Source organism: Streptomyces sp. NPDC048521 (assembly GCF_043199855.1).
In the GTDB taxonomy this organism is placed as follows: Bacteria; Actinomycetota; Actinomycetes; order Streptomycetales; family Streptomycetaceae; genus Streptomyces.
In genome coordinates this window covers 201747-222957 of sequence record NZ_JBICWR010000003.1, presented here as the reverse complement: position 1 = coordinate 222957, position 21211 = coordinate 201747, and the positions used below count along the sequence as shown (strand labels likewise).

The following is a 21211-nucleotide window of genomic DNA, read 5'->3' as shown; positions in this document are numbered from 1 at the left end:
GGGCCCCGGAGAGACACAGAGAGTCTGAGAGTCACGTCATGAGCCGTTCCGCGCACCCCGCCGGGCCCCGTCACGCCGACGTCCTTCCCGAGGGGCACTACTCCGCGCCGCCCACGGACCTCAACGCCCTCGACCGGAAGGTGTGGGCCCAGACGGTCACGCGCGACGCCGACGGCGTCGTCACCGTCGGCGGGGTCGACGTCACGCGGCTCGCCGAGGAGTTCGGCACCCCCGCCTACGTCCTCGACGAGAGCGACTTCCGGGCCCGCGCCCGCGCGTGGCGCACCGCCTTCGGGGCCGACGCCGACGTGTTCTACGCCGGCAAGGCCTTCCTCTCGCGTGCCGTCGTGCGGTGGCTGAACGAGGAGGGGCTGAACCTCGACGTCTGCTCCGGTGGCGAGCTGGCCACCGCCCTGTCCGCCGGCATGCCCGCCGACCGCATCGCCTTCCACGGCAACAACAAGTCCGTGGACGAGATCACCAGGGCCGTCGAGGCCGGCGTCGGGCGGATCGTTCTCGACTCCTTCCAGGAGATCGTGCGGGTCGCGCACATCGCGCAGTCGCTCGGCAAGCGGCAGAAGGTCCAGATCCGGATCACCGTGGGGGTGGAGGCCCATACGCACGAGTTCATCGCCACCGCCCACGAGGACCAGAAGTTCGGGATTCCGCTGGCCGGTGGGCAGGCCGCCGAGGCCGTACGGCGGGCCCTGCAGCTCGACGGGCTCGAGCTGATCGGGATCCACTCGCACATCGGGTCGCAGATCTTCGACATGTCCGGGTTCGAGGTCGCCGCCCACCGCGTGGTGGGGCTGCTCAGGGACATCCGCGACGAGCACGGCGTGGAGCTGCCGGAGATCGACCTCGGGGGTGGGCTCGGGATCGCCTACACCAGCGACGACGACCCCCGCGAGCCGCACGAGATCGCGAAGGCGCTCACCGAGATCGTCGGCCGCGAGTGCGAGGCCGCCCGGCTGCGGATGCCCCGGATCTCCGTCGAGCCCGGGCGGGCCATCGTCGGGCCCACCGCCTTCACGCTGTACGAGGTCGGCACCGTCAAGCCGCTCGACGGACTGCGCACGTACGTCTCCGTCGACGGGGGCATGTCCGACAACATCCGGACCGCGCTGTACGACGCCGAGTACAGCGTCGCCCTGGCCTCCCGCACCTCCGACGCCGAGCCCATGCTCGCCCGCGTCGTCGGCAAGCACTGCGAGAGCGGCGACATCGTGGTCAAGGACGCGTTCCTGCCCGCCGACCTGGCACCCGGTGACCTCATCGCCGTACCCGCCACCGGCGCCTACTGCCGGTCCATGGCCAGCAACTACAACCACGTCCTCCGGCCGCCCGTCGTCGCGGTGAAGGACGGCGAGGCCCGGGTCATCGTCCGTCGGGAGACGGAGGAGGACCTGCTGCGTCTCGACGTCGGGTGAGACCGGCCCGGGGCGGGAGAAGCCGGGGGGTGGAAGATCTACGGTCTTCCGCCCCTGCACAAATGAAATAGATGTCTCACGATCCGGACGAAGGGTAGAAACTCCCGTCCGGTGAGTGAGACTGGTCCAACCGTAGACGGTATGAGGAAACGAGGTCGGATGATGCGTACGCGTCCGCTGAAGGTGGCGCTGCTGGGCTGTGGAGTGGTCGGCTCAGAGGTGGCGCGCATCATGACGACGCACGCCGACGACCTCGCCGCCAGGATCGGCGCCCCGGTCGAGCTCGCCGGGGTCGCCGTGCGGCGCCCGAGCAAGGTGCGCGAGGGCATCGACCCCGCCCTCGTCACCACCGACGCCACCGCCCTCGTCAAACGCGGCGACATCGACGTCGTGGTCGAGGTCATCGGGGGGATCGAGCCCGCCCGGACTCTCATCACCACCGCCTTCGCGCACGGTGCCTCCGTCGTATCCGCCAACAAGGCGCTGCTCGCCCAGGACGGGGCCGCCCTGCACGCCGCCGCCGAGGAGCACGGCAGGGACCTGTACTACGAGGCCGCCGTCGCCGGTGCCATCCCGCTGATCCGTCCGCTGCGCGAGTCCCTCGCCGGGGACAAGGTCAACCGGGTGCTCGGCATCGTCAACGGGACCACCAACTTCATCCTCGACAAGATGGACAGCTCGGGCGCGGGTTACCAGGAGGCGCTCGACGAGGCCACCGCCCTGGGCTACGCCGAGGCCGACCCGACCGCCGACGTCGAGGGCTTCGACGCCGCCGCCAAGGCCGCCATCCTCGCCGGTATCGCCTTCCACACGCGCGTGCGTCTCGACGACGTCTACCGCGAGGGCATGACCGAGGTCACGGCCGCCGACTTCCGCTCGGCCAAGGAGATGGGCTGCACCATCAAGCTGCTCGCCATCTGCGAGCGCTCGAAGGACGGCGCGTCGGTCACCGCGCGCGTGCATCCCGCGATGATCCCGCTCAGCCACCCGCTCGCCTCCGTGCGCGGCGCGTACAACGCCGTCTTCGTGGAGTCCGACGCGGCCGGGCAGCTCATGTTCTACGGCCCCGGCGCCGGCGGTTCGCCCACGGCGTCCGCCGTCCTCGGCGACCTCGTCGCCGTGTGCCGCAACCGGCTGAGCGGCTCTACCGGGCCCGGCGAGTCGGCGTACGCCGACCTGACCGTCTCCCCGATGGGCGACGTCGTCACCCGGTACCACATCAGCCTCGACGTGGCCGACAAACCGGGCGTTCTCGCCCAGGTCGCCACCGTCTTCGCCGAACACGGCGTGTCGATCGACACCGTTCGGCAGCAGGGCAGAAATCAAAGCAGCGGCGACGCAGTCGCCATCGAACAGGGTGGTGGCGGGCGACGGGAGGGCGGTGAGGCCTCCCTCGTAGTCGTCACCCACCGGGCCTCCGACGCCTCCCTCACCGGGACCGTCGAGGCGCTGCGCAAGCTCGACACCGTGCGGGGTGTCGCCAGCATCATGCGGGTTGAAGGAGAGTAACCAGCAATGACCCACCAGTGGCGCGGAATCATCGAGGAGTACCGGGACAGGCTGCCCGTCTCCGACACCACGCCGGTCGTGACGCTCCGCGAGGGCGGCACGCCCCTCGTGCCCGCGCAGGTGCTCTCCGAGCGCACGGGCTGTGAGGTCCACCTGAAGGTGGAGGGTGCCAACCCCACCGGATCCTTCAAGGACCGCGGCATGACCATGGCCATCAGCAAGGCCAAGGAGGAGGGGGCGAAGGCCGTCATCTGCGCCTCCACCGGCAACACGTCCGCCAGTGCGGCCGCGTACGCCGTACGGGCCGGCATGGTCTCCGCCGTGCTCGTGCCGCAGGGCAAGATCGCCCTCGGCAAGATGGGCCAGGCCCTGGTGCACGGTGCCAAGATCCTCCAGGTCGACGGCAACTTCGACGACTGCTTGACGCTCGCTCGAGCCCTGAGCGAGAACTACCCGGTGGCGCTGGTGAATTCGGTCAACCCGGTGCGTATCGAGGGCCAGAAGACGGCCGCCTTCGAGATCGTGGACATGCTCGGCGACGCGCCCGACATCCACGTCCTCCCGGTCGGCAACGCGGGCAACATCACCGCCTACTGGAAGGGCTACAAGGAGTACGCCGCCGACGGCATCGCCACCAGGACGCCCCGTATGTGGGGTTTCCAGGCCTCCGGCAGTGCGCCGATCGTGCGCGGCGAGGTCGTCAAGGACCCGTCGACCATCGCCACCGCCATCCGCATCGGCAACCCCGCCTCCTGGAGCTACGCCCTCGCCGCGAGGGACGAGTCCGGCGGCGCCATCGACGAGGTGACGGACCGTGAAATCCTGCGCGCCTACCGGCTGTTGGCCGCGCAGGAGGGCGTCTTCGTGGAGCCCGCCTCCGCCGCCTCCGTGGCCGGTCTGCTCAAGGCCGCCGAGCAGGGCAAGGTCGACCCGGGGCAGCGCATCGTGTGCACCGTCACCGGCAACGGTCTGAAGGACCCCGACTGGGCCGTCGCCGGCGCTCCGCAGCCGGTCACCGTCCCCGTCGACGCGGCCACCGCGGCCGAGCGCCTCGGCCTCGCCTGAGCACCCGGGAAAGCCGGGCCTCCCCCGACAGGGGGCCTGGCTTTCCCGGACAGCAAGGCCCGGCTTTCCCGGCGGCAGGGCCCGGGCCTTCCCCGAAGGCACCCCGGACCCTTCCCGAGAGGGACTCCGGACCCTTCCTGGCAGGCACTCCAGGGCCTTCCCGGTAGCGGACAGCGGGCCTTCCCGGCAGGGGAGACCCGGGTTTTCCCTGACAGGGAGCACACGGGGCTTGCGACACGCATCGTGCGCCTCCTGTGCGCCCTATGTCGCCACAGAACCTTCCTTCGATAGGCTGTACTGAACCCGCCCACCGCATATGCCCTCGCGTGTGGCACGGCGCCGCGTCGTCTCCGCGGTCCGACGGGTCTTCGTACGTCATCGGATGTCCACCGAACATCGGTCGAATGTCCATCGAGTCCCTCGAGTGCCATTCGACCGTCACGCAGCTCAAGGAGAGTCAACGAGCGATGGCCGGTCCAGCGTTCCGCGCCGCCGCCGTCCGGGTGCGCGTTCCCGCCACCAGCGCCAACCTCGGTCCGGGCTTCGACGCCCTGGGCCTCGCGCTGGGGCTCTACGACGACGTGGTCGTCCGGGTGGCCGACTCCGGGCTGCATATCGACATCGCGGGCGAGGGCAGCGAGACCCTGCCCCGGGACGAACGCCACCTGCTCGTCCGTTCCCTGCGCACGGCCTTCGACCTGCTGGGCGGACAGCCCCGCGGCCTGGAGATCGTCTGCGCCAACCGCATCCCGCACGGCCGTGGCCTCGGCTCCTCGTCCGCCGCCATCTGCGCCGGCATCGTCGCGGCCCGCGCGGTGACCATAGGCGGCGAGGCCCGGCTCGACGACGCCGCGCTGCTGGAGCTGGCCACCGAGATCGAGGGTCACCCGGACAACGTGGCGGCCTGTCTGCTCGGCGGCTTCACCTTGTCCTGGATGGAGTCCGGTGCCGCCCGGGCGATCAGGATGGAGCCGCACGATTCCATCGTTCCGGTGGTTTTCGTGCCCGGAAAGCCGGTTCTGACCGAGACCGCGCGCGGCCTGCTCCCGCGCACCGTGCCACACGTCGACGCCGCCACCAACGCGGGCCGCGCCGCCCTGCTCGTCGAGGCCCTCACCCGGCGCCCCGAGCTGCTGCTGCCCGCCACCGAGGACCGCCTCCACCAGGAGTACCGCGCCCCGGCCATGCCGGAGAGCGCTGCGCTGGTGGAGCGACTGCGGGCCGACGGCATCCCGGCCGTGATCTCGGGCGCCGGGCCCACCGTCATGGCCCTCGCCGACGCCGACAGCGCCGACAAGGTGTCTCACCTCGCAGGTGAGGGCTGGGCCGCCAACCGGCTGGACCTCGATGTGCAGGGAGCGAGCGTGCTGCCGCTTGCGACCTGAGACACGGTTGCCGGATTTGGAGAGGGGGAATGTTTGTTGGATCCGGTAGTGTTAACCTCAAGTCTGCACCCGACCCCACCATGGCGAGGTGCCTCGTGTCCCCGTCCGGGACAGACATTCTTCCGGGAGCCTCCCACGCCACTCCGTGTTCCTTGCGCCGCACCTGGGCAGTACGGCGTATGCGGGCACTGAGCGGGCCGCCGGGCACGCTCCGGAATCGGTGCGACCACGCCACGTGACACTGGGTGCCACGGCTCGCGGAAGCGCCATCACCAGCAAATCTCTTTCCGCCGCTTTGGCGGACCACCGCCCCGGCACGGTTCACGGAAGACAGGACCGTAGCCGGACAGCACAACCGGTCGCCGAGCCAGACAGGCCGACGTCCGCTCCAGGGAAGGACCCTTCGTGAGCGACACCACCGATCTGATGGGCGCACGTGTCGAGGAGACCGCTGCCGCGCCCGCCACGGACGCCTCCGCGCCTGCCACCGGTGCCGGCTCCCGGCGGCGCCGCGGTACCGGCCTCGAGGGCATGGTGCTGGCCGAGCTGCAGCAGGTCGCCTCGGGCCTCGGTATCAGGGGCACCGCGCGCATGCGCAAGAGCCAGCTGATCGAGGTCATCAAGGAGGCCCAGGCCGGCGGGGGCTCCGCCCCCAAGGCCGAGGCCGCCGCCGAGACCAAGCCCAAGCGCCGGGCCACCTCCAAGGCCCGTACGGGCGAGGACACGGAGAAGAAGGCCGAGGCCAAGGGCGAGACCCCCGCCGAGAAGGCCGTGGCCCAGCAGCAGATCGAGATCCCCGGGCAGCCGGCCGGGGGCCCCTCCCGCGCGAACGCAGCCGAGCGTGGGGGAGAAGCCGAGCGTGGGGGAGACGACGCCCCGACCGAGCGCCGTCGCCGCCGTGCCACCGCCGACGCGGGCGCCCCTGCCGCGAGCGGCGCCGACACCGTCGCCGCCGAGGCGAAGAGCGAGCCCAAGGCCGAGACGCCGGCCCAGCAGCAGGGCGACGCCGGCGACGGTGAGGGCCGTGGCCGCCGCGACCGCCGTGAGCGCGGCCGTGACCGCGACCGCCGCAACAAGGGCGACGACCAGCAGGGCCAGGGCGGCGGCCGTCAGGACCGTCAGCAGCAGGGCCAGCAGCAGGGCGGCGGCCGTCAGGACCGGGACCGGGACCGTCAGCAGCAGGACGACGACGACTTCGAGGGCGGCCGCCGGGGCCGTCGCGGCCGCTACCGCGACCGCCGTGGCCGCCGGGGCCGCGACGAAATCGCCGAGCCGCAGCTCGCCGAGGACGACGTCCTGATCCCCGTCGCGGGCATCCTGGACATCCTCGACAACTACGCCTTCATCCGGACCTCCGGCTACCTGCCGGGCCCGAACGACGTGTACGTCTCGCTCGCCCAGGTCCGCAAGAACGGCCTGCGCAAGGGTGACCACGTCACCGGTGCGGTCCGTCAGCCGAAGGAGGGCGAGCGCCGCGAGAAGTTCAACGCGCTGGTCCGCCTCGACTCCGTCAACGGCATGGCGCCCGAACACGGCCGTGGCCGCCCGGAGTTCAACAAGCTGACCCCGCTCTACCCGCAGGACCGCCTGCGCCTGGAGACGGACCCGGGTGTGCTCACCACCCGCATCATCGACCTGGTCTCGCCGATCGGTAAGGGCCAGCGCGGTCTGATCGTGGCCCCGCCGAAGACCGGTAAGACCATGATCATGCAGGCGATCGCCAACGCGATCACGCACAACAACCCCGAGTGCCACCTGATGGTCGTCCTCGTCGACGAGCGTCCGGAAGAGGTCACCGACATGCAGCGGTCGGTCAAGGGCGAGGTCATCTCCTCGACCTTCGACCGCCCGGCCGAGGACCACACCACGGTCGCCGAGCTGGCCATCGAGCGCGCCAAGCGCCTGGTGGAGCTGGGTCACGACGTCGTCGTGCTGCTCGACTCCATCACGCGTCTGGGCCGTGCCTACAACCTGGCGGCGCCGGCCTCCGGCCGCATCCTGTCCGGTGGTGTCGACTCGACGGCCCTGTACCCGCCGAAGCGGTTCTTCGGTGCGGCCCGCAACATCGAGGACGGCGGCTCGCTGACCATCCTCGCCACCGCCCTGGTGGACACCGGGTCCCGCATGGACGAGGTGATCTTCGAGGAGTTCAAGGGCACCGGCAACATGGAGCTCAAGCTCGACCGGAAGCTCGCCGACAAGCGCATCTTCCCGGCGGTGGACGTCGACGCGTCCGGCACCCGTAAGGAAGAGATCCTGCTCGGCGCCGAGGAGCTGGGCATCGTCTGGAAGCTGCGCCGGGTGCTGCATGCGCTCGACCAGCAGCAGGCGATCGAGCTGCTCCTGGACAAGATGAAGCAGACCAAGTCGAACGTCGAGTTCCTGATGCAGATCCAGAAGACGACGCCGACTCCGGGCAACGGGGACTGAGTGTTCCCCGCCGAGATCTTCACCACAGGGATCTCGGCCGGTACCGACGTCCATCGGTACCCCCGGTTCGACCGAACACGCAGGTGAGCGGGGTGTGACCCCACCCGAGTCGTGACGCAGAGTGCCCATCGCTGTATGCGGTGGGCACTCTGCGTTGTGCAACCCTTTCCCGAGTTTCTCCGTCTGGCCGGGCGGAGCGACGATGGAGCGGTGACGACCGCGCCTGACCCTGAAAGCAGGGGGTAACCGACCTAGACGAGACCTGGGAGCGATGTGTCCGCCGAGAGCACGCCGGAGTCCGGCATACCGGAGCCGGCCGAGACAGGCCCCCGCCACCGTGGCAAGGGCCGCCGCCGCAAGCCCCGCAGTGGGAGCCGCAAGGCCCTGCTGGTGACGGCCTGGACGGCCGCGGGCGTGGTCGTCCTGGGCGGTACCGGCGCCGGGTACGTGTACTTCAAGCTCAACGGCAACCTCCGGAGCGTCGACATCAACCAGGCCCTCGGCAACGACCGGCCCACGAAGGTCGACAACGGTTCCGAGAACATCCTGGTCCTCGGCTCGGACACGCGCTCCGGCAAGAACAAGAAGCTCGGCGGCGGCGCCGACGACGGCAGCGCCCGCTCGGACACGGCGATGATCGTCCATGTCTACGAGGGCCACAAGAAGGCCAGCGTGGTCTCGATCCCGCGGGACACCCTCGTCGACCGCCCCCGGTGCACCGACACCAAGGGCACCACCCACCCCGCCGCGTCCGGCGTGATGTTCAACGAGTCGTACTCCACCGGTGGGGCGGCGTGTGCGGTGAAGACCGTCGAGTCGATCACCGGCGTCCGCATGGACCACTATCTGGAGGTCGACTTCGAGGGCTTCCAGCAGCTCATCGACGACCTCGGCGGGGTCACGGTCACGACCAGCAAGAACATCGACGACCCGCAGAGCCACCTGGATCTCAAGGCCGGCACCCACACGCTCGACGGAGAGCAGGCCCTCGGCCTGGTCCGCACCCGGCACGGCGTGGGCGACGGCTCCGACCTGGGCCGCATCCAGCTCCAGCAGGCGTTCATCAAGGCACTGATCGACCAGGTCAAGCACGTCGGCGTGTTCACCAGCCCGAAGAAGCTGTACGACCTCGCCGACACCGCCACCAAGGCCGTCACCACCGATTCCGACCTCGGCTCGGTCAACTCCCTGGTCGACTTCGCCGACGGCCTCAAGGGCATCAGCTCGTCCCACATGACGATGGTCACGATGCCCGTCCGGTACGACCCGGCCGACCCCAACCGCGTCCTGCCGGCGAAGTCGAAGGCCCGGCTGGTGTGGAACGCCCTGAGGAACGACGAACCGATCCCGAAGTCGGCCACGCAGGGAACCGCCACCGGCGAGGCCCAGGGCGTGGTGAGCTGAGGGACGCGGGGCGACCGCGCGACCGACCCACGGCGGAACCCCGGCAGCCCCCTGGGCGCACCCCGATCACTCGCAGGAATAGAACAACCGCACCCCCGGTTTGGGTGGATGGCCCCAGTCCTGGCAGACTGGTACGTCGGCTCCGGTTCACGCTCCCGCATCCCGCGGCGGCGACCCGGCGCCCTCCCGAAACCTAGGAGAAACCTTGAAGCGCGACATCCACCCCGCGTACGTCGAGACGCAGGTCAGCTGCACCTGTGGCGCGTCGTTCACCACCCGTAGCACCATCGAGTCCGGCACCATCCGGGCCGAGGTCTGCTCCGAGTGCCACCCGTTCTACACGGGCAAGCAGAAGATCCTCGACACCGGTGGCCGTGTGGCCCGCTTCGAGGCCCGCTTCGGCAAGGCTGCCGCCGGCTCCAAGAAGTAGCGAGCCCCATTTCGCCGGTCCACGGTCACGCCCTCTTCCGGGGTGTGTCCGGGACCGGCGTTTTTGGTCGCCCGTCCTTCCCTTCACCGCAGTACAGGAGCCAAAGATGTTCGAGGCCGTCGAGGAACTCGTCGCCGAGCACGCCGATCTGGAGAAGAAGCTCGCCGACCCGTCGGTCCACGCCGACCAGGGACACGCGCGCAAGCTGAACAAGCGCTACGCCGAGCTGACCCCGATCGTCGCCACGTACCGCTCCTGGAAGCAGACCGGCGACGACATCGAGACCGCGCGCGAGTTCGCCGTCGACGACCCCGACTTCGCGGCCGAGGTCAAGGACCTGGAGAAGCAGCGCGAGGAACTGACCGAGAAGCTGCGCCTGCTGCTCGTCCCGCGCGACCCGAGCGACGACAAGGACGTCATCCTGGAGATCAAGGCGGGCGCCGGCGGCGACGAGTCCGCCCTGTTCGCCGGTGATCTGCTGCGCATGTACCTGCGGTACGCCGAGCGCGTCGGCTGGAAGACCGAGATCATCGACGCCACCGAGTCCGAGCTGGGCGGCTACAAGGACGTCCAGGTCGCCGTGAAGGCCCGCGGGCAGATCGAGCCCGGTCAGGGCGTCTGGGCGCGGCTGAAGTACGAGGGCGGGGTGCACCGCGTGCAGCGCGTGCCGGCCACCGAGTCCCAGGGCCGTATCCACACCTCCGCAGCCGGTGTCCTCGTCACGCCGGAGGCCGAGGAGGTGGACGTGGAGATCAACCCCAACGACCTGCGGATCGACGTCTACCGGTCCTCCGGGCCGGGCGGCCAGTCCGTCAACACCACCGACTCCGCCGTGCGCATCACGCACATTCCCACCGGAGTCGTCGCCTCCTGCCAGAACGAGAAGAGCCAGCTGCAGAACAAGGAGCAGGCGATGCGTATCCTGCGCTCCAGGCTGCTCGCCATGGCGCAGGAGGAGGCGGAGAGGGAGGCCGCCGACGCCCGCCGCAGCCAGGTCCGCACCGTCGACCGCTCCGAGAAGATCCGCACCTACAACTTCCCGGAGAACCGCATCTCGGACCACCGGGTCGGCTTCAAGGCCTACAACCTGGACCAGGTCCTGGACGGCGACCTCGACGCGGTGATCCAGGCCTGCGTCGACGCCGACTCGGCGGCGAAGCTGGCGGCCGCGTAAGAGGCGTACGCACGCACGAGTACGACACGGAGGACTTGCGTGAACCTGCTGCTCGCGGAGGTGGCCCAGGCCACCCAGCGGCTGGCCGACGCCGGCGTGCCCTCGCCGCGCAACGACGCGGAGGAGCTGGCCGCGTTCGTGCACGGCGTGAAGCGCGGCGAACTGCACTCCGTGAAGGATGCGGACTTCGACGCCCGGTACTGGGAGGTCATCGCCCGGCGTGAACAGCGCGAGCCGCTGCAGCACATCACCGGCCGGGCCTACTTCCGGTACCTGGAGCTGCAGGTCGGGCCGGGTGTGTTCGTGCCCCGGCCGGAGACCGAGTCCGTGGTCGGCTGGGCCATAGACGCCGTACGCGCCATGGACGTGGTCGAGCCGTGCATCGTCGACCTGTGCACCGGCTCCGGCGCCATCGCGCTCGCCCTCGCCCAGGAGGTCCCGCGCTCCCGGGTGCACGCCGTGGAACTGTCCGAGGACGCCCTGGTGTGGACCCGCAAGAACATGGCGGGATCGAGGGTCGATCTGCGGCAGGGCGACGCGCTGACCGCCTTTCCCGACCTCGACGGCCACGTGGACCTGGTCATCTCCAACCCGCCGTACATCCCGCTCACCGAGTGGGAGTACGTGGCTCCTGAGGCCCGCGACTACGACCCGGAGCTGGCCCTGTTCTCCGGTGAGGACGGCCTCGACCTGATCCGCGGCATCGAGCGCACCGCGCACCGGCTGCTGCGCCCCGGCGGGGTCGTCGTCATCGAGCACGCCGACACCCAGGGCGGACAGGTGCCGTGGATCTTCACCGAGGAGCGGGGCTGGGCCGACGCGGCCGACCACCCCGACCTCAACAACCGCCCCCGGTTCGCGACCGCGCGCAAGGCGCTGCCGTGAGCACACCCCAGTCTTTCCCCCCGCAGTACGTGTACGAGGAGGCCCGCTAAAGATGGCACGGCGATACGACACCAACGACGCGACCGACCGCGTGACGGGTCTGCGCGAGGCCGCGTCCGCCGTCCGCCGGGGCGAGCTGGTGGTCCTGCCGACCGACACGGTGTACGGCATCGGCGCCGACGCGTTCTCCTCCGAGGCCGTCGCCGACCTGCTCGCCGCCAAGGGCCGGGGCCGCAACATGCCCACCCCTGTCCTGATCGGCTCACCGAACACGCTGCACGGGCTCGTCACGGACTTCTCGGAGGCGGCCTGGGAGCTGGTCGACGCGTTCTGGCCGGGCGCGCTGACGCTGGTCGCCAAGCACCAGCCGTCGCTGCAGTGGGACCTCGGCGACACCCGGGGCACGGTCGCCGTGCGCATGCCGCTGCACCCGGTCGCCATCGAGCTGCTCAACGAGGTCGGCCCCATGGCCGTCTCCTCGGCGAACCTCACCGGCCACCCGGCGCCGGAGAACTGCGACGCCGCCCAGGAGATGCTCGGCGACTCCGTCTCCGTCTACCTGGACGGCGGCCCCACCCCCGGCAACGTGCCGTCGTCCATCGTCGACGTCTCCCGCGAGGTGCCGCTGCTGCTGCGCGAGGGCGCGATCTCCCCGGACGAGCTGCGCAAGGTCGTACCCGACCTCGAGGTGGCGAATTGACGGCCCCTGAAGCGGGGCGTGGCATAGGCATCGGGGAGCGTGTGGCGGAGGAGACGACGACCTTCGGCTTTCCGCGCGACACCTTCCGCATCCTCCACGTCAGCACCGGCAACGTGTGCCGCTCGCCCATCACCGAGCGGCTGACCCGCCATTTCGTGGCCGAGCGGCTCGGTGTCCTCGGCGGCGGCCTGATCGTGGAGAGCGCGGGCACCTGGGGCCACGAGGGCGCCCCCATGGAGGCCAACGCGGAGACCGTGCTGGCCGAGTTCGGCGCGGACGCCACCGGCTTCGTCGGCCGGGAGCTGCTGGACGAGCACGTCATCATGGCCGACCTCGTCCTGACCGCCACCCGTGACCACCGCGCCCAGGTCATCTCCATGGGCCATTCGGCGGGCCTGCGCACCTTCACCCTGAAGGAGTTCACCCGCCTGGTCCGGGCGATAGACCCCGCGACCCTGCCGCCCCTCGAGGACGGCGTGGTCATGCGGGCCCGTGCGCTGGTCCGTGCGGCGGCCGCGCTGCGCGGCTGGCTGCTGGCCCCGACCGCGGAGGCGGACGAGGTGTACGACCCCTACGGCGCGCCGCTGACGTTCTTCCGGTCGATCGGGGACGAGATACACCAGGCGCTGGATCCGGTGGTGACGGCGCTGACGGGGGTTCCGGCGCGGGCTTAGGGCGCGGGCCCGCCCGTCAGGGGCGCGGGGAACGGCGCGACCGGCCAGACGGACCCGCGGTCGCCGTCACCGCGGAACGCCGCGCGTTCTCGTGCGGCTGCGATACCGGGCGCCCGCACTGTGCCGGGCCTACATTGGACCTACGTCACCGTCGACCGCCCGGAGCCCGTCATGTCGGTCACCACTGCCCACGAGACCGATGTCCTGCGGGGCCAGGACCCGCAGCTGGCCGAGATCCTGCTCGGGGAGCTGCGGCGGCAGTCGACGACGCTCCAGCTCATCGCGGCCGAGAACTTCAGCTCGCCCGCCGTCCTCGCGGCCCTCGGCTCACCGCTCGCCAACAAGTACGCCGAGGGCTACCCCGGTGCCCGGCACCACGGCGGGTGCGAACTCGTGGACGTCGCCGAGCGCCTCGCCGTCGAGCGCGCCAAGGCGCTGTTCGGCGCGGAGCACGCCAACGTCCAGTCGCACTCCGGCTCTTCGGCCGTCCTGGCCGCCTACGCGGCCCTGCTGCGCCCCGGTGACACCGTCCTGGCCCTCGGCCTGCCCTACGGCGGCCACCTCACCCACGGCTCACCGGCGAACTTCTCCGGCCGCTGGTTCGACTTCGTCGGCTACGGCGTCGACGCCGAGACCGGGCTCGTCGACCACGACCAGGTGCGCCACCTGGCCCGCAACCACCGGCCCAAGGCCATCGTCTGCGGCTCCATCGCCTACCCCCGCCACTTCGACTACGCCTTCTTCCGCGAGGTCGCCGACGAGGTCGGGGCCTATCTGATCGCGGACGCGGCCCACCCGATCGGCCTGGTCGCCGGGGGAGCCGCGCCGAACCCGGTGCCGTACGCGGACATCGTGTGCGCCACCACCCACAAGGTGCTGCGCGGCCCGCGCGGCGGGATGCTCCTGTGCGGCGCCGAGCTGGCCGAACGTGTCGACCGGGCCGTCTTCCCGTTCACGCAGGGCGGCGCGCAGATGCACACCATCGCCGCCAAGGCCGTCGCGTTCGGTGAGGCGGCAACCCCGGCGTTCGGCGTGTACGCCCGTCAGGTGGTCACCAATGCGCGGGTGCTCGCGGGCCACCTGGCCGCCGAGGGGCTCGCCGTCACCACCGGCGGCACGGACACCCACCTGATCACCGTCGACACGGGCCCGCTCGGCGTGGAGGGCCGCACCGCACGCGGCCGGCTCCTCGCGGCCGGCCTGGTGCTGGACTGCTGCGCACTGCCGCACGGCGACGGCCGCGGCCTGCGCCTGGGCACGGCCGCCGTGACCACCCAGGGCATGGGGGAGCCGGAGATGGTGCGGATCGCCGCCCTGCTCGGCTCCGTGCTGCGCGGCGAGACGGACCCGGCCGGGGCGCGGGAGGAGGTACGCGAACTGACCGGTCGATTCCCGCCCTATCCCGGCTGAGCGGGGGTAGGCGCACTTCCGTACAGGGTGGTGTGCCCCGACCCCGGACCGTCGTCCACAGCCACACGTGCAACCATCGTCGCTACCCGGAAGTCCTCATCCATATGCGTCCGTCGCTAGGGTGTGGGGCTGTGATGGCCAGCGAGACCTGTGGGGAAGCCCGTGCGTGAATACCTGCTGACGCTCTGCATCACGGCCGCGGTGACGTATCTGCTGACAGGGCCGGTACGGAAGTTCGCGATCGTGGCCGGGGCGATGCCGGAGATCCGGGCCCGTGACGTGCACCGGGAACCCACTCCGCGCCTCGGCGGTATCGCGATGTTCTTCGGCCTGTGCGCGGGCCTGCTGGTCGCGGACCACCTCACCAACCTCAACGAGGTCTTCGCCAAGTCCAACGAGCCGCGGGCGCTGCTGTCCGGGGCGGCCCTGATCTGGCTGATCGGGGTCCTGGACGACAAGTTCGAGATCGACGCGCTGATCAAGCTGGGCGGCCAGATGATCGCCGCGGGCGTGATGGTCATGCAGGGTCTGACGATCCTGTGGCTGCCCATCCCGAGCGTCGGCACGGTCGCGCTGACCCAGTGGCAGGGCACCCTGCTGACGGTGGCGCTGGTCGTCATCACCATCAACGCGGTCAACTTCGTGGACGGCCTCGACGGCCTCGCCGCCGGCATGGTGTGCATCGCGGCGGCCGCGTTCTTCATGTACGCCTACCGCATCTGGTACTCGTACGGCATCGAGGCCGCCGCCCCGGCGACGCTGTTCGCGGCCATCCTGATGGGCATGTGCCTGGGCTTCCTGCCGCACAACATGCACCCCGCGCGGATCTTCATGGGCGACTCGGGCTCGATGCTGATCGGCCTGGTGCTGGCGGCGGGCGCGATCTCCGTCACGGGCCAGGTCGACCCGGACAACCTGTTCGGCGCCTCCGAGCGCAGCACCGTGCACCAGATGGTGCCGGTCTACATCCCGCTGCTGATGCCGCTCACGATCATCGCCGTGCCGGCCGCGGACCTGGTGCTGGCGATCGTCCGGCGGACCTGGCGCGGCCAGTCCCCGTTCGCCGCGGACCGCGGCCATCTGCACCACCGGCTGCTGGAGATCGGCCACTCGCACAGCCGGGCCGTGCTCATCATGTACTTCTGGTCGGCGCTGATCGGCTTCGGGGCGCTGGCGTACTCGGTCAACTCCGCGTCGATGTGGATCGTGCTGGGCGTGGTCTTCCTCTGCGCCGTCGGCCTGGTCCTGCTGCTGCTCCCGCGCTTCACACCGCGGGTGCCGGTGTGGGCCCAGCGGTTCGTGCCGCCGCGGTACCGCAGGCGACGCCGTGGGGCCGAGGCGGCCGTGCCCGAGGAGACGACCGCGCAGGAGGCCGCGGAGGCCGACGAGGCCGAGGAGCGAGCCCCCGTCACGGCGGGTGTCTCGGGCGTCAACGGCGCGACCGCGATCGGTGCCCGTTCTCGCTTCCCGAACCGTCGCTGATAACGGCCAAGGTAAGAATCTGACTAGAGCATTGCCAACTCGTGGGAGAGCAAAGCTCCCTAATACCAGACAAGTCGGCACTGTTTTTGCACAGACGCGCACTGTCACTCTCATGTGTGACAGCAAGCACACCAACCAGGTAAAGACCTCATCAAATAGTTTGTGATACGGTTCACGAGAACCCGGGGTAGAGCCGAAGGACCGTGTGCGACGGCCCGTTGGCGAGAGGTATCGATCACTCGGCCCGGGACTACGCTCGTCCATGACGACACCCTGCCCCCCTGTGAAAGCGGAGTTGCCGCCATGCCGTCCAATGACGCCCGGATCCTGGCCCAGGCCGCCGTACCCACGGCTGTCGTCGGCGCGCTTGCCGCCGTCGTCAGCGGTGTGGTCGCCGGCGGCAAGGGAGCCGTCGGAGCCGTCGTCGGGACGCTGGTCGTGATCGTGTTCATGGGGATCGGCCTCTACGTGCTCCAGCGCACCGCCAAGTCCTTCCCGCAGCTGTTCCAGATGATGGGCCTGATGCTCTACGCGGCCCAGCTGCTGCTGCTGGTCATCTTCGTCGCCCTGTTCAAGAACACCACGCTGTTCAACCCCCGTGCCTTCGCCATCACGCTGGTGGTCGCCACCCTGGCGTGGATCGCCGCGCAGACGCGTGCGCACATGAAGGCCAAGATCCTCTACGTCGATCCCGATGCCTCGTCGAAGGGCGACAAGCCCGAGAAGACAGGGCACTCGTCGTGAGGGGTAGGGCCGGGATAAAGGCGCACGAGAGATCCTGCTATCGTCCGGTGCCAACTGCGGCATCGCGGGCGCGGGCATCTGAGCTGACGCCTGCTCAATCGCGAGGCGAGATGCCCCCCAGCCGCCCTCACATCCGTAACACCAGTCCCGTGCCGACCCGCGGCCGCACGCCGCGCCGACACAACGAGGTTGCCGTACCTATGCGCCACGATGAAGGAGCCCGCGGTGAGTGCTGACCCGACGCAGACGCTCGCTTTCGACACGAGCTGCCACCTGTTCGACGGGTGCGGCTTCCCGGCTCCGGGCCTGCACTCGTTCCTGTTCAAGCCGCTCTTCGGCGACGCGGACAGCAACGTGTACTTCAACAAGACGATGCTGCTGGCGCTGCTCGGTTCCATCATCATCGTGGGCTTCTTCTGGGCCGCCTTCGCCAAGCCGAAGGTCGTCCCGGGCAAGCTCCAGCTGGTGGCCGAAGCCGGCTACGACTTCGTCCGTCGCGGCGTCGTCTACGAGACCATCGGCAAGAAGGAAGGCGAGAAGTACGTCCCGTTCGTCGTCTCGCTCTTCTTCTTCGTCTGGATGATGAACGTCTGGTCGATCGTCCCGGTCGCCGCGTTCCCGGTCACCGCGATCATCTCGTACCCCGCGGTCCTCGCCGGCATCGTCTACATCACCTGGGTCTCGCTGACCTTCAAGCGGCACGGCTTCGTCGGCGCCTTCAAGAACTTCACCGGCTACGACAAGACGCTCGGCCCCGTGCTGCCGCTGTCGATGACGATCGAGTTCTTCTCGAACCTGCTGGTGCGGCCGTTCACCCACGCCGTGCGACTCTTCGCGAACATGTTCGCCGGTCACACGCTGCTGCTGCTCTTCACGATCGCCAGCTGGTACATGCTGAACGGCATCGGTATCGCCTACTCCGGTGTCTCGTTCGTGATGGTCATCGTGATGACCGCCTTCGAGCTCTTCATCCAGGCTGTCCAGGCGTACGTCTTCGTACTGCTGACCTGCAGCTACATCCAGGGCGCGCTCGCCGAGCACCACTGAGCACCCCGACCACCCACCCAGACATCCGGTGGCCAACCCCCACCGGTCATTGAAAGAGAAGGAAGAACCGGCATGTCCGCTCTCCAGACCCTTGCCGCCGGCGTCGAGATCAAGGGCAACCTCGGCTCCATCGGTTACGGCCTCGCCGCCATCGGCCCGGGCGTCGGCGTCGGCATCATCTTCGGTAACGGCACGCAGGCCCTCGCCCGCCAGCCCGAGGCGGCCGGCCTCATCCGCGCCAACCAGATCCTGGGCTTCGCCTTCTGTGAGGCGCTCGCCCTGATCGGTCTGGTCATGCCGTTCGTTTACCCGAGCGCCTGATCCGACCGTCGCCCTTTAGACGAAAGGCACTGATATGAGCCCCCTGGTACAGCTGGCGGCTGAGGAGGCCGAAAACCCCCTCATCCCGCCGATCCCAGAGCTCGTCATCGGCCTGATCGCCTTCGTCATCGTCTTCGGCTTCCTCGCCAAGAAGCTCCTCCCGAACATCAACAAGGTTCTGGAAGAGCGCCGCGAAGCCATCGAGGGCGGTATCGAGAAGGCCGAGGCCGCGCAGACCGAGGCCCAGAGCGTCCTTGAGCAGTACAAGGCCCAGCTCGCCGAGGCCCGGCACGAGGCCGCGCGTCTGCGCCAGGAGGCGCAGGAGCAGGGTGCCGCGCTCATCGCCGAGATGCGGGCCGAGGGCCAGCGGCAGCGCGAGGAGATCGTCGCCGCCGGTCACGCCCAGATCGAGGCCGACCGCAAGGCCGCCGCGTCGGCGCTGCGTCAGGACGTCGGCAAGCTCGCCACCGACCTGGCCGGCAAGCTCGTCGGCGAGTCCCTCGAGGACCACGCCCGCCAGAGCCGTGTGATCGACCGCTTCCTCGACGAGCTCGAGGAGAAGGCCGAGGCCACGCGATGAACGGAGCGAGCCGCGAGGCACTGGCAGCCGCACGTGAGCGTCTCGACGCGCTGACGGACTCCACGTCCGTGGACGCCGCGCAGCTCGCCGACGAGCTGGCGGCCGTCACCGCGCTGCTCGACCGCGAGGCCGGCCTGCGCCGGGTTCTCACCGACCCGGCGCAGCCCGGAGAGGCCAAGGCGGAGCTGGTTCAGCGTCTGATCGGTGGCCAGGTCAGCGGTGCGACCGCCGACCTGGTGTCCGGGCTGGCGCGTTCCCGCTGGTCGCAGTCCCGCGACCTGGTGGACGCGCTGGAGCAGCTGGCGGACATCGCCGACCTCACGGCCGCGGAGAAGACGGGCACGCTCGACGACGTCGAGGACGAGCTGTTCCGGTTCGGCCGGATCGTCTCCTCCAGCACCGAGCTGCGCGCGGCGCTGACCGACCGCGCCGCCGGCAAGGCGGCCAAGACCGAGCTGCTGCACCGGCTGCTCGGCGGGCGGGCCAAGCCGGCCACCGAGCGTCTGGTGACGCGCCTCGTCACCGCGCCGCGGGGACGTAGCCTGGAAGCGGGACTGGAGTCCCTGTCCAAGCTCGCCGCCGAGCGCCGGGACCGCGTGGTCGCGGTCGTCACCTCGGCGGTGCCGCTGAGCGACGGACAGAAGCAGCGCCTCGGCGCCGCCCTGACCAAGCTCTACGGTCGTCGGATGCACCTCAACCTGGACGTCGACCCCGCGGTCGTCGGCGGGATCCGGGTGCAGGTCGGTGACGAGGTCATCAACGGCTCCCTCGCGGACCGGCTGGACGAGGCCGCCCGCCGCATGGCGAGCTAGCAGCAACTCGACATCTCGAGAAAAGCAGTACGTACTTACGGCCCTGGTTGGGCCGTGCAGAGGATTCCTGGGGGTCGCCCCCAGACCCCCAAAGTGAAACTTCGGGCCCAACAAGGAGAGCAGGGAACCCAGATGGCGGAGCTCACGATCCGGCCGGAGGAGATCCGGGACGCGCTGGAGAACTTCGTCCAGTCGTACAAGCCGGACGCGGCCTCGCGCGAGGAGGTCGGTACGGTCACCGTCGCCGGCGACGGTATCGCCAAGATCGAGGGTCTGCCCTCGGCCATGGCGAACGAGCTGCTGAAGTTCGAGGATGGCTCCCTCGGTCTCGCGCTGAACCTGGAAGAGCGCGAGATCGGTGCGGTCGTCCTGGGCGAGTTCAGCGGCATCGAGGAGGGTCAGCCGGTCACGCGCACCGGTGAGATCCTCTCCGTCGCGGTCGGCGAGGGCTACCTCGGCCGCGTCGTCGACCCGCTCGGCAACCCGATCGACGGCCTCGGCGAGATCGAGACGTCCGGCCGCCGCGCCCTCGAGCTGCAGGCCCCCACGGTCATGCAGCGCAAGTCGGTGCACGAGCCGATGGAGACGGGCTACAAGGCCGTCGACGCGATGACCCCGATCGGCCGCGGTCAGCGTCAGCTGATCATCGGTGACCGCCAGACCGGCAAGACCGCCCTGGCCGTCGACACGATCATCAACCAGCGCGACAACTGGCGCACGGGCGACCCGAAGAAGCAGGTTCGCTGCATCTACGTCGCCATCGGCCAGAAGGGCTCCACCATCGCCGGCGTGCGCCGCGCGCTGGAGGAGAACGGCGCGCTGGAGTACACGACCATCGTCGCCGCCCCGGCGTCCGACCCGGCCGGCTTCAAGTACCTGGCGCCGTACACCGGTTCGGCCATCGGCCAGCAGTGGATGTACGAGGGCAAGCACGTCCTGATCATCTTCGACGACCTGTCGAAGCAGGCCGACGCCTACCGTGCCGTGTCGCTGCTGCTGCGCCGCCCGCCGGGCCGTGAGGCCTACCCGGGTGACGTCTTCTACCTGCACTCCCGTCTGCTGGAGCGCTGCGCCAAGCTCTCCGACGACATGGGTGCCGGCTCGATGACCGGTCTGCCGATCGTGGAGACCAAGGCCAACGACGTCTCGGCGTTCATCCCGACCAACGTCATCTCCATCACCGACGGCCAGTGCTTCCTGGAGTCGGACCTGTTCAACGCCGGTCAGCGCCCCGCGCTGAACGTCGGTATCTCCGTCTCCCGAGTCGGTGGTTCCGCGCAGCACAAGGCGATGCGCCAGGTCTCCGGCCGCCTCCGTGTGGACCTCGCCCAGTTCCGTGAGCTGGAGGCCTTCGCCGCCTTCGGTTCCGACCTGGACGCGGCCTCCAAGGCCCAGCTCGAGCGCGGTCAGCGCATGGTCGAGCTGCTGAAGCAGGACCAGTACCAGCCGATGGCCACCGAGGACCAGGTCGTCTCCGTCTGGGCCGGCACCAACGGCCGTATGGACGACGTCCCGGTCGTCGACATCCGCCGCTTCGAGAAGGAACTGATCGACTTCCTGCACCGGAAGCACCAGGGCCTGATGACCTCCATCAAGGAGGGCGCCAAGATGTCGGACGACACCATCCAGGCGATCGACGACGCCGTGGCGGAGTTCAAGAAGCAGTTCGAGACGAGCGACGGCAAGCTGCTCGGCGAGGACACTCCTGCCGCTGCTTCCAAGTGACGTA

Annotated in this window: 19 protein-coding genes; all 19 read left to right on the top strand. The window is 69.9% G+C overall.

Going from position 1 to position 21211, the window contains the following annotated elements; genetic code table 11:
- The first annotated feature begins 38 nt into the window (after positions 1–38).
- The 19 genes from lysA (at position 39) to atpA (ending at position 21207) form a co-directional block, all read left to right on the top strand.
- Entirely contained in the window at positions 39–1430 is a 1392-nt protein-coding gene (gene lysA / locus ACGFRF_RS08510; RefSeq protein WP_393737864.1) for a diaminopimelate decarboxylase, read from the top strand.
- Between the two features lie 159 nt (positions 1431–1589).
- Positions 1590–2939 carry a homoserine dehydrogenase gene (locus ACGFRF_RS08505; RefSeq protein WP_393737863.1) on the top strand — a complete coding sequence of 450 codons (1350 nt, stop codon included), beginning with the start codon at positions 1590–1592 and terminating at the stop codon, positions 2937–2939.
- 6 nt (positions 2940–2945) lie between these two features.
- Positions 2946–4004, top strand: coding sequence for a threonine synthase (gene thrC / locus ACGFRF_RS08500; RefSeq protein WP_393737862.1), 1059 nt, complete (start codon positions 2946–2948; stop codon positions 4002–4004).
- Between the two features lie 467 nt (positions 4005–4471).
- Positions 4472–5389 (top strand): homoserine kinase, encoded by a 918-nt coding sequence (gene thrB / locus ACGFRF_RS08495; protein ID WP_393737861.1) that lies wholly within the window; start codon positions 4472–4474, stop codon positions 5387–5389.
- 405 nt (positions 5390–5794) lie between these two features.
- On the top strand, positions 5795–7819 hold the full coding sequence (gene rho, locus ACGFRF_RS08490; RefSeq protein ID WP_393737860.1) for a transcription termination factor Rho: 2025 nt from the start codon (positions 5795–5797) through the stop codon (positions 7817–7819).
- Between the two features lie 273 nt (positions 7820–8092).
- Complete coding sequence (locus ACGFRF_RS08485) at positions 8093–9223, top strand: LCP family protein (protein ID WP_393737859.1); 1131 nt, start codon at positions 8093–8095, stop codon at positions 9221–9223.
- 205 nt (positions 9224–9428) lie between these two features.
- Positions 9429–9653, top strand: coding sequence for a 50S ribosomal protein L31 (gene rpmE / locus ACGFRF_RS08480; RefSeq protein ID WP_014675000.1), 225 nt, complete (start codon positions 9429–9431; stop codon positions 9651–9653).
- Between the two features lie 106 nt (positions 9654–9759).
- Positions 9760–10827: a peptide chain release factor 1 gene (prfA, locus tag ACGFRF_RS08475; protein WP_393737858.1), complete on the top strand. Its 1068-nt coding sequence runs from the start codon at positions 9760–9762 to the stop codon at positions 10825–10827.
- A 39-nt stretch (positions 10828–10866) separates the two neighbouring features.
- Positions 10867–11712: a peptide chain release factor N(5)-glutamine methyltransferase gene (gene prmC, locus ACGFRF_RS08470; RefSeq protein WP_393737857.1), complete on the top strand. Its 846-nt coding sequence runs from the start codon at positions 10867–10869 to the stop codon at positions 11710–11712.
- Between the two features lie 52 nt (positions 11713–11764).
- Complete coding sequence (locus ACGFRF_RS08465; protein WP_393737856.1) at positions 11765–12412, top strand: L-threonylcarbamoyladenylate synthase; 648 nt, start codon at positions 11765–11767, stop codon at positions 12410–12412.
- Positions 12409–13086 carry a protein-tyrosine-phosphatase gene (locus ACGFRF_RS08460; protein ID WP_393737855.1) on the top strand — a complete coding sequence of 226 codons (678 nt, stop codon included), beginning with the start codon at positions 12409–12411 and terminating at the stop codon, positions 13084–13086. Before ACGFRF_RS08465 ends, ACGFRF_RS08460 begins: the two co-directional genes overlap by 4 nt.
- A 171-nt stretch (positions 13087–13257) precedes the next feature.
- Entirely contained in the window at positions 13258–14496 is a 1239-nt protein-coding gene (glyA, locus tag ACGFRF_RS08455; protein ID WP_393737854.1) for a serine hydroxymethyltransferase, read from the top strand.
- Positions 14497–14658: 162 nt separating this feature from the next.
- Positions 14659–15978 (top strand): MraY family glycosyltransferase, encoded by a 1320-nt coding sequence (locus ACGFRF_RS08450; protein WP_393737853.1) that lies wholly within the window; start codon positions 14659–14661, stop codon positions 15976–15978.
- A gap of 303 nt (positions 15979–16281) precedes the next feature.
- On the top strand, positions 16282–16722 hold the full coding sequence (locus tag ACGFRF_RS08445) for a hypothetical protein (protein ID WP_393737852.1): 441 nt from the start codon (positions 16282–16284) through the stop codon (positions 16720–16722).
- Positions 16723–16932: 210 nt separating this feature from the next.
- Complete coding sequence (gene atpB / locus ACGFRF_RS08440) at positions 16933–17769, top strand: F0F1 ATP synthase subunit A (RefSeq protein ID WP_393737851.1); 837 nt, start codon at positions 16933–16935, stop codon at positions 17767–17769.
- Between the two features lie 72 nt (positions 17770–17841).
- Positions 17842–18090, top strand: coding sequence for an ATP synthase subunit C (locus ACGFRF_RS08435; protein ID WP_010357477.1), 249 nt, complete (start codon positions 17842–17844; stop codon positions 18088–18090).
- A 34-nt stretch (positions 18091–18124) separates the two neighbouring features.
- Positions 18125–18670: a F0F1 ATP synthase subunit B gene (locus tag ACGFRF_RS08430; RefSeq protein WP_393737850.1), complete on the top strand. Its 546-nt coding sequence runs from the start codon at positions 18125–18127 to the stop codon at positions 18668–18670.
- Positions 18667–19482: a F0F1 ATP synthase subunit delta gene (locus tag ACGFRF_RS08425; RefSeq protein ID WP_393737849.1), complete on the top strand. Its 816-nt coding sequence runs from the start codon at positions 18667–18669 to the stop codon at positions 19480–19482. Before ACGFRF_RS08430 ends, ACGFRF_RS08425 begins: the two co-directional genes overlap by 4 nt.
- Positions 19483–19614: 132 nt before the next feature.
- Positions 19615–21207 (top strand): F0F1 ATP synthase subunit alpha, encoded by a 1593-nt coding sequence (gene atpA, locus ACGFRF_RS08420; RefSeq protein ID WP_393737848.1) that lies wholly within the window; start codon positions 19615–19617, stop codon positions 21205–21207.
- Positions 21208–21211 lie beyond the last annotated feature (4 nt).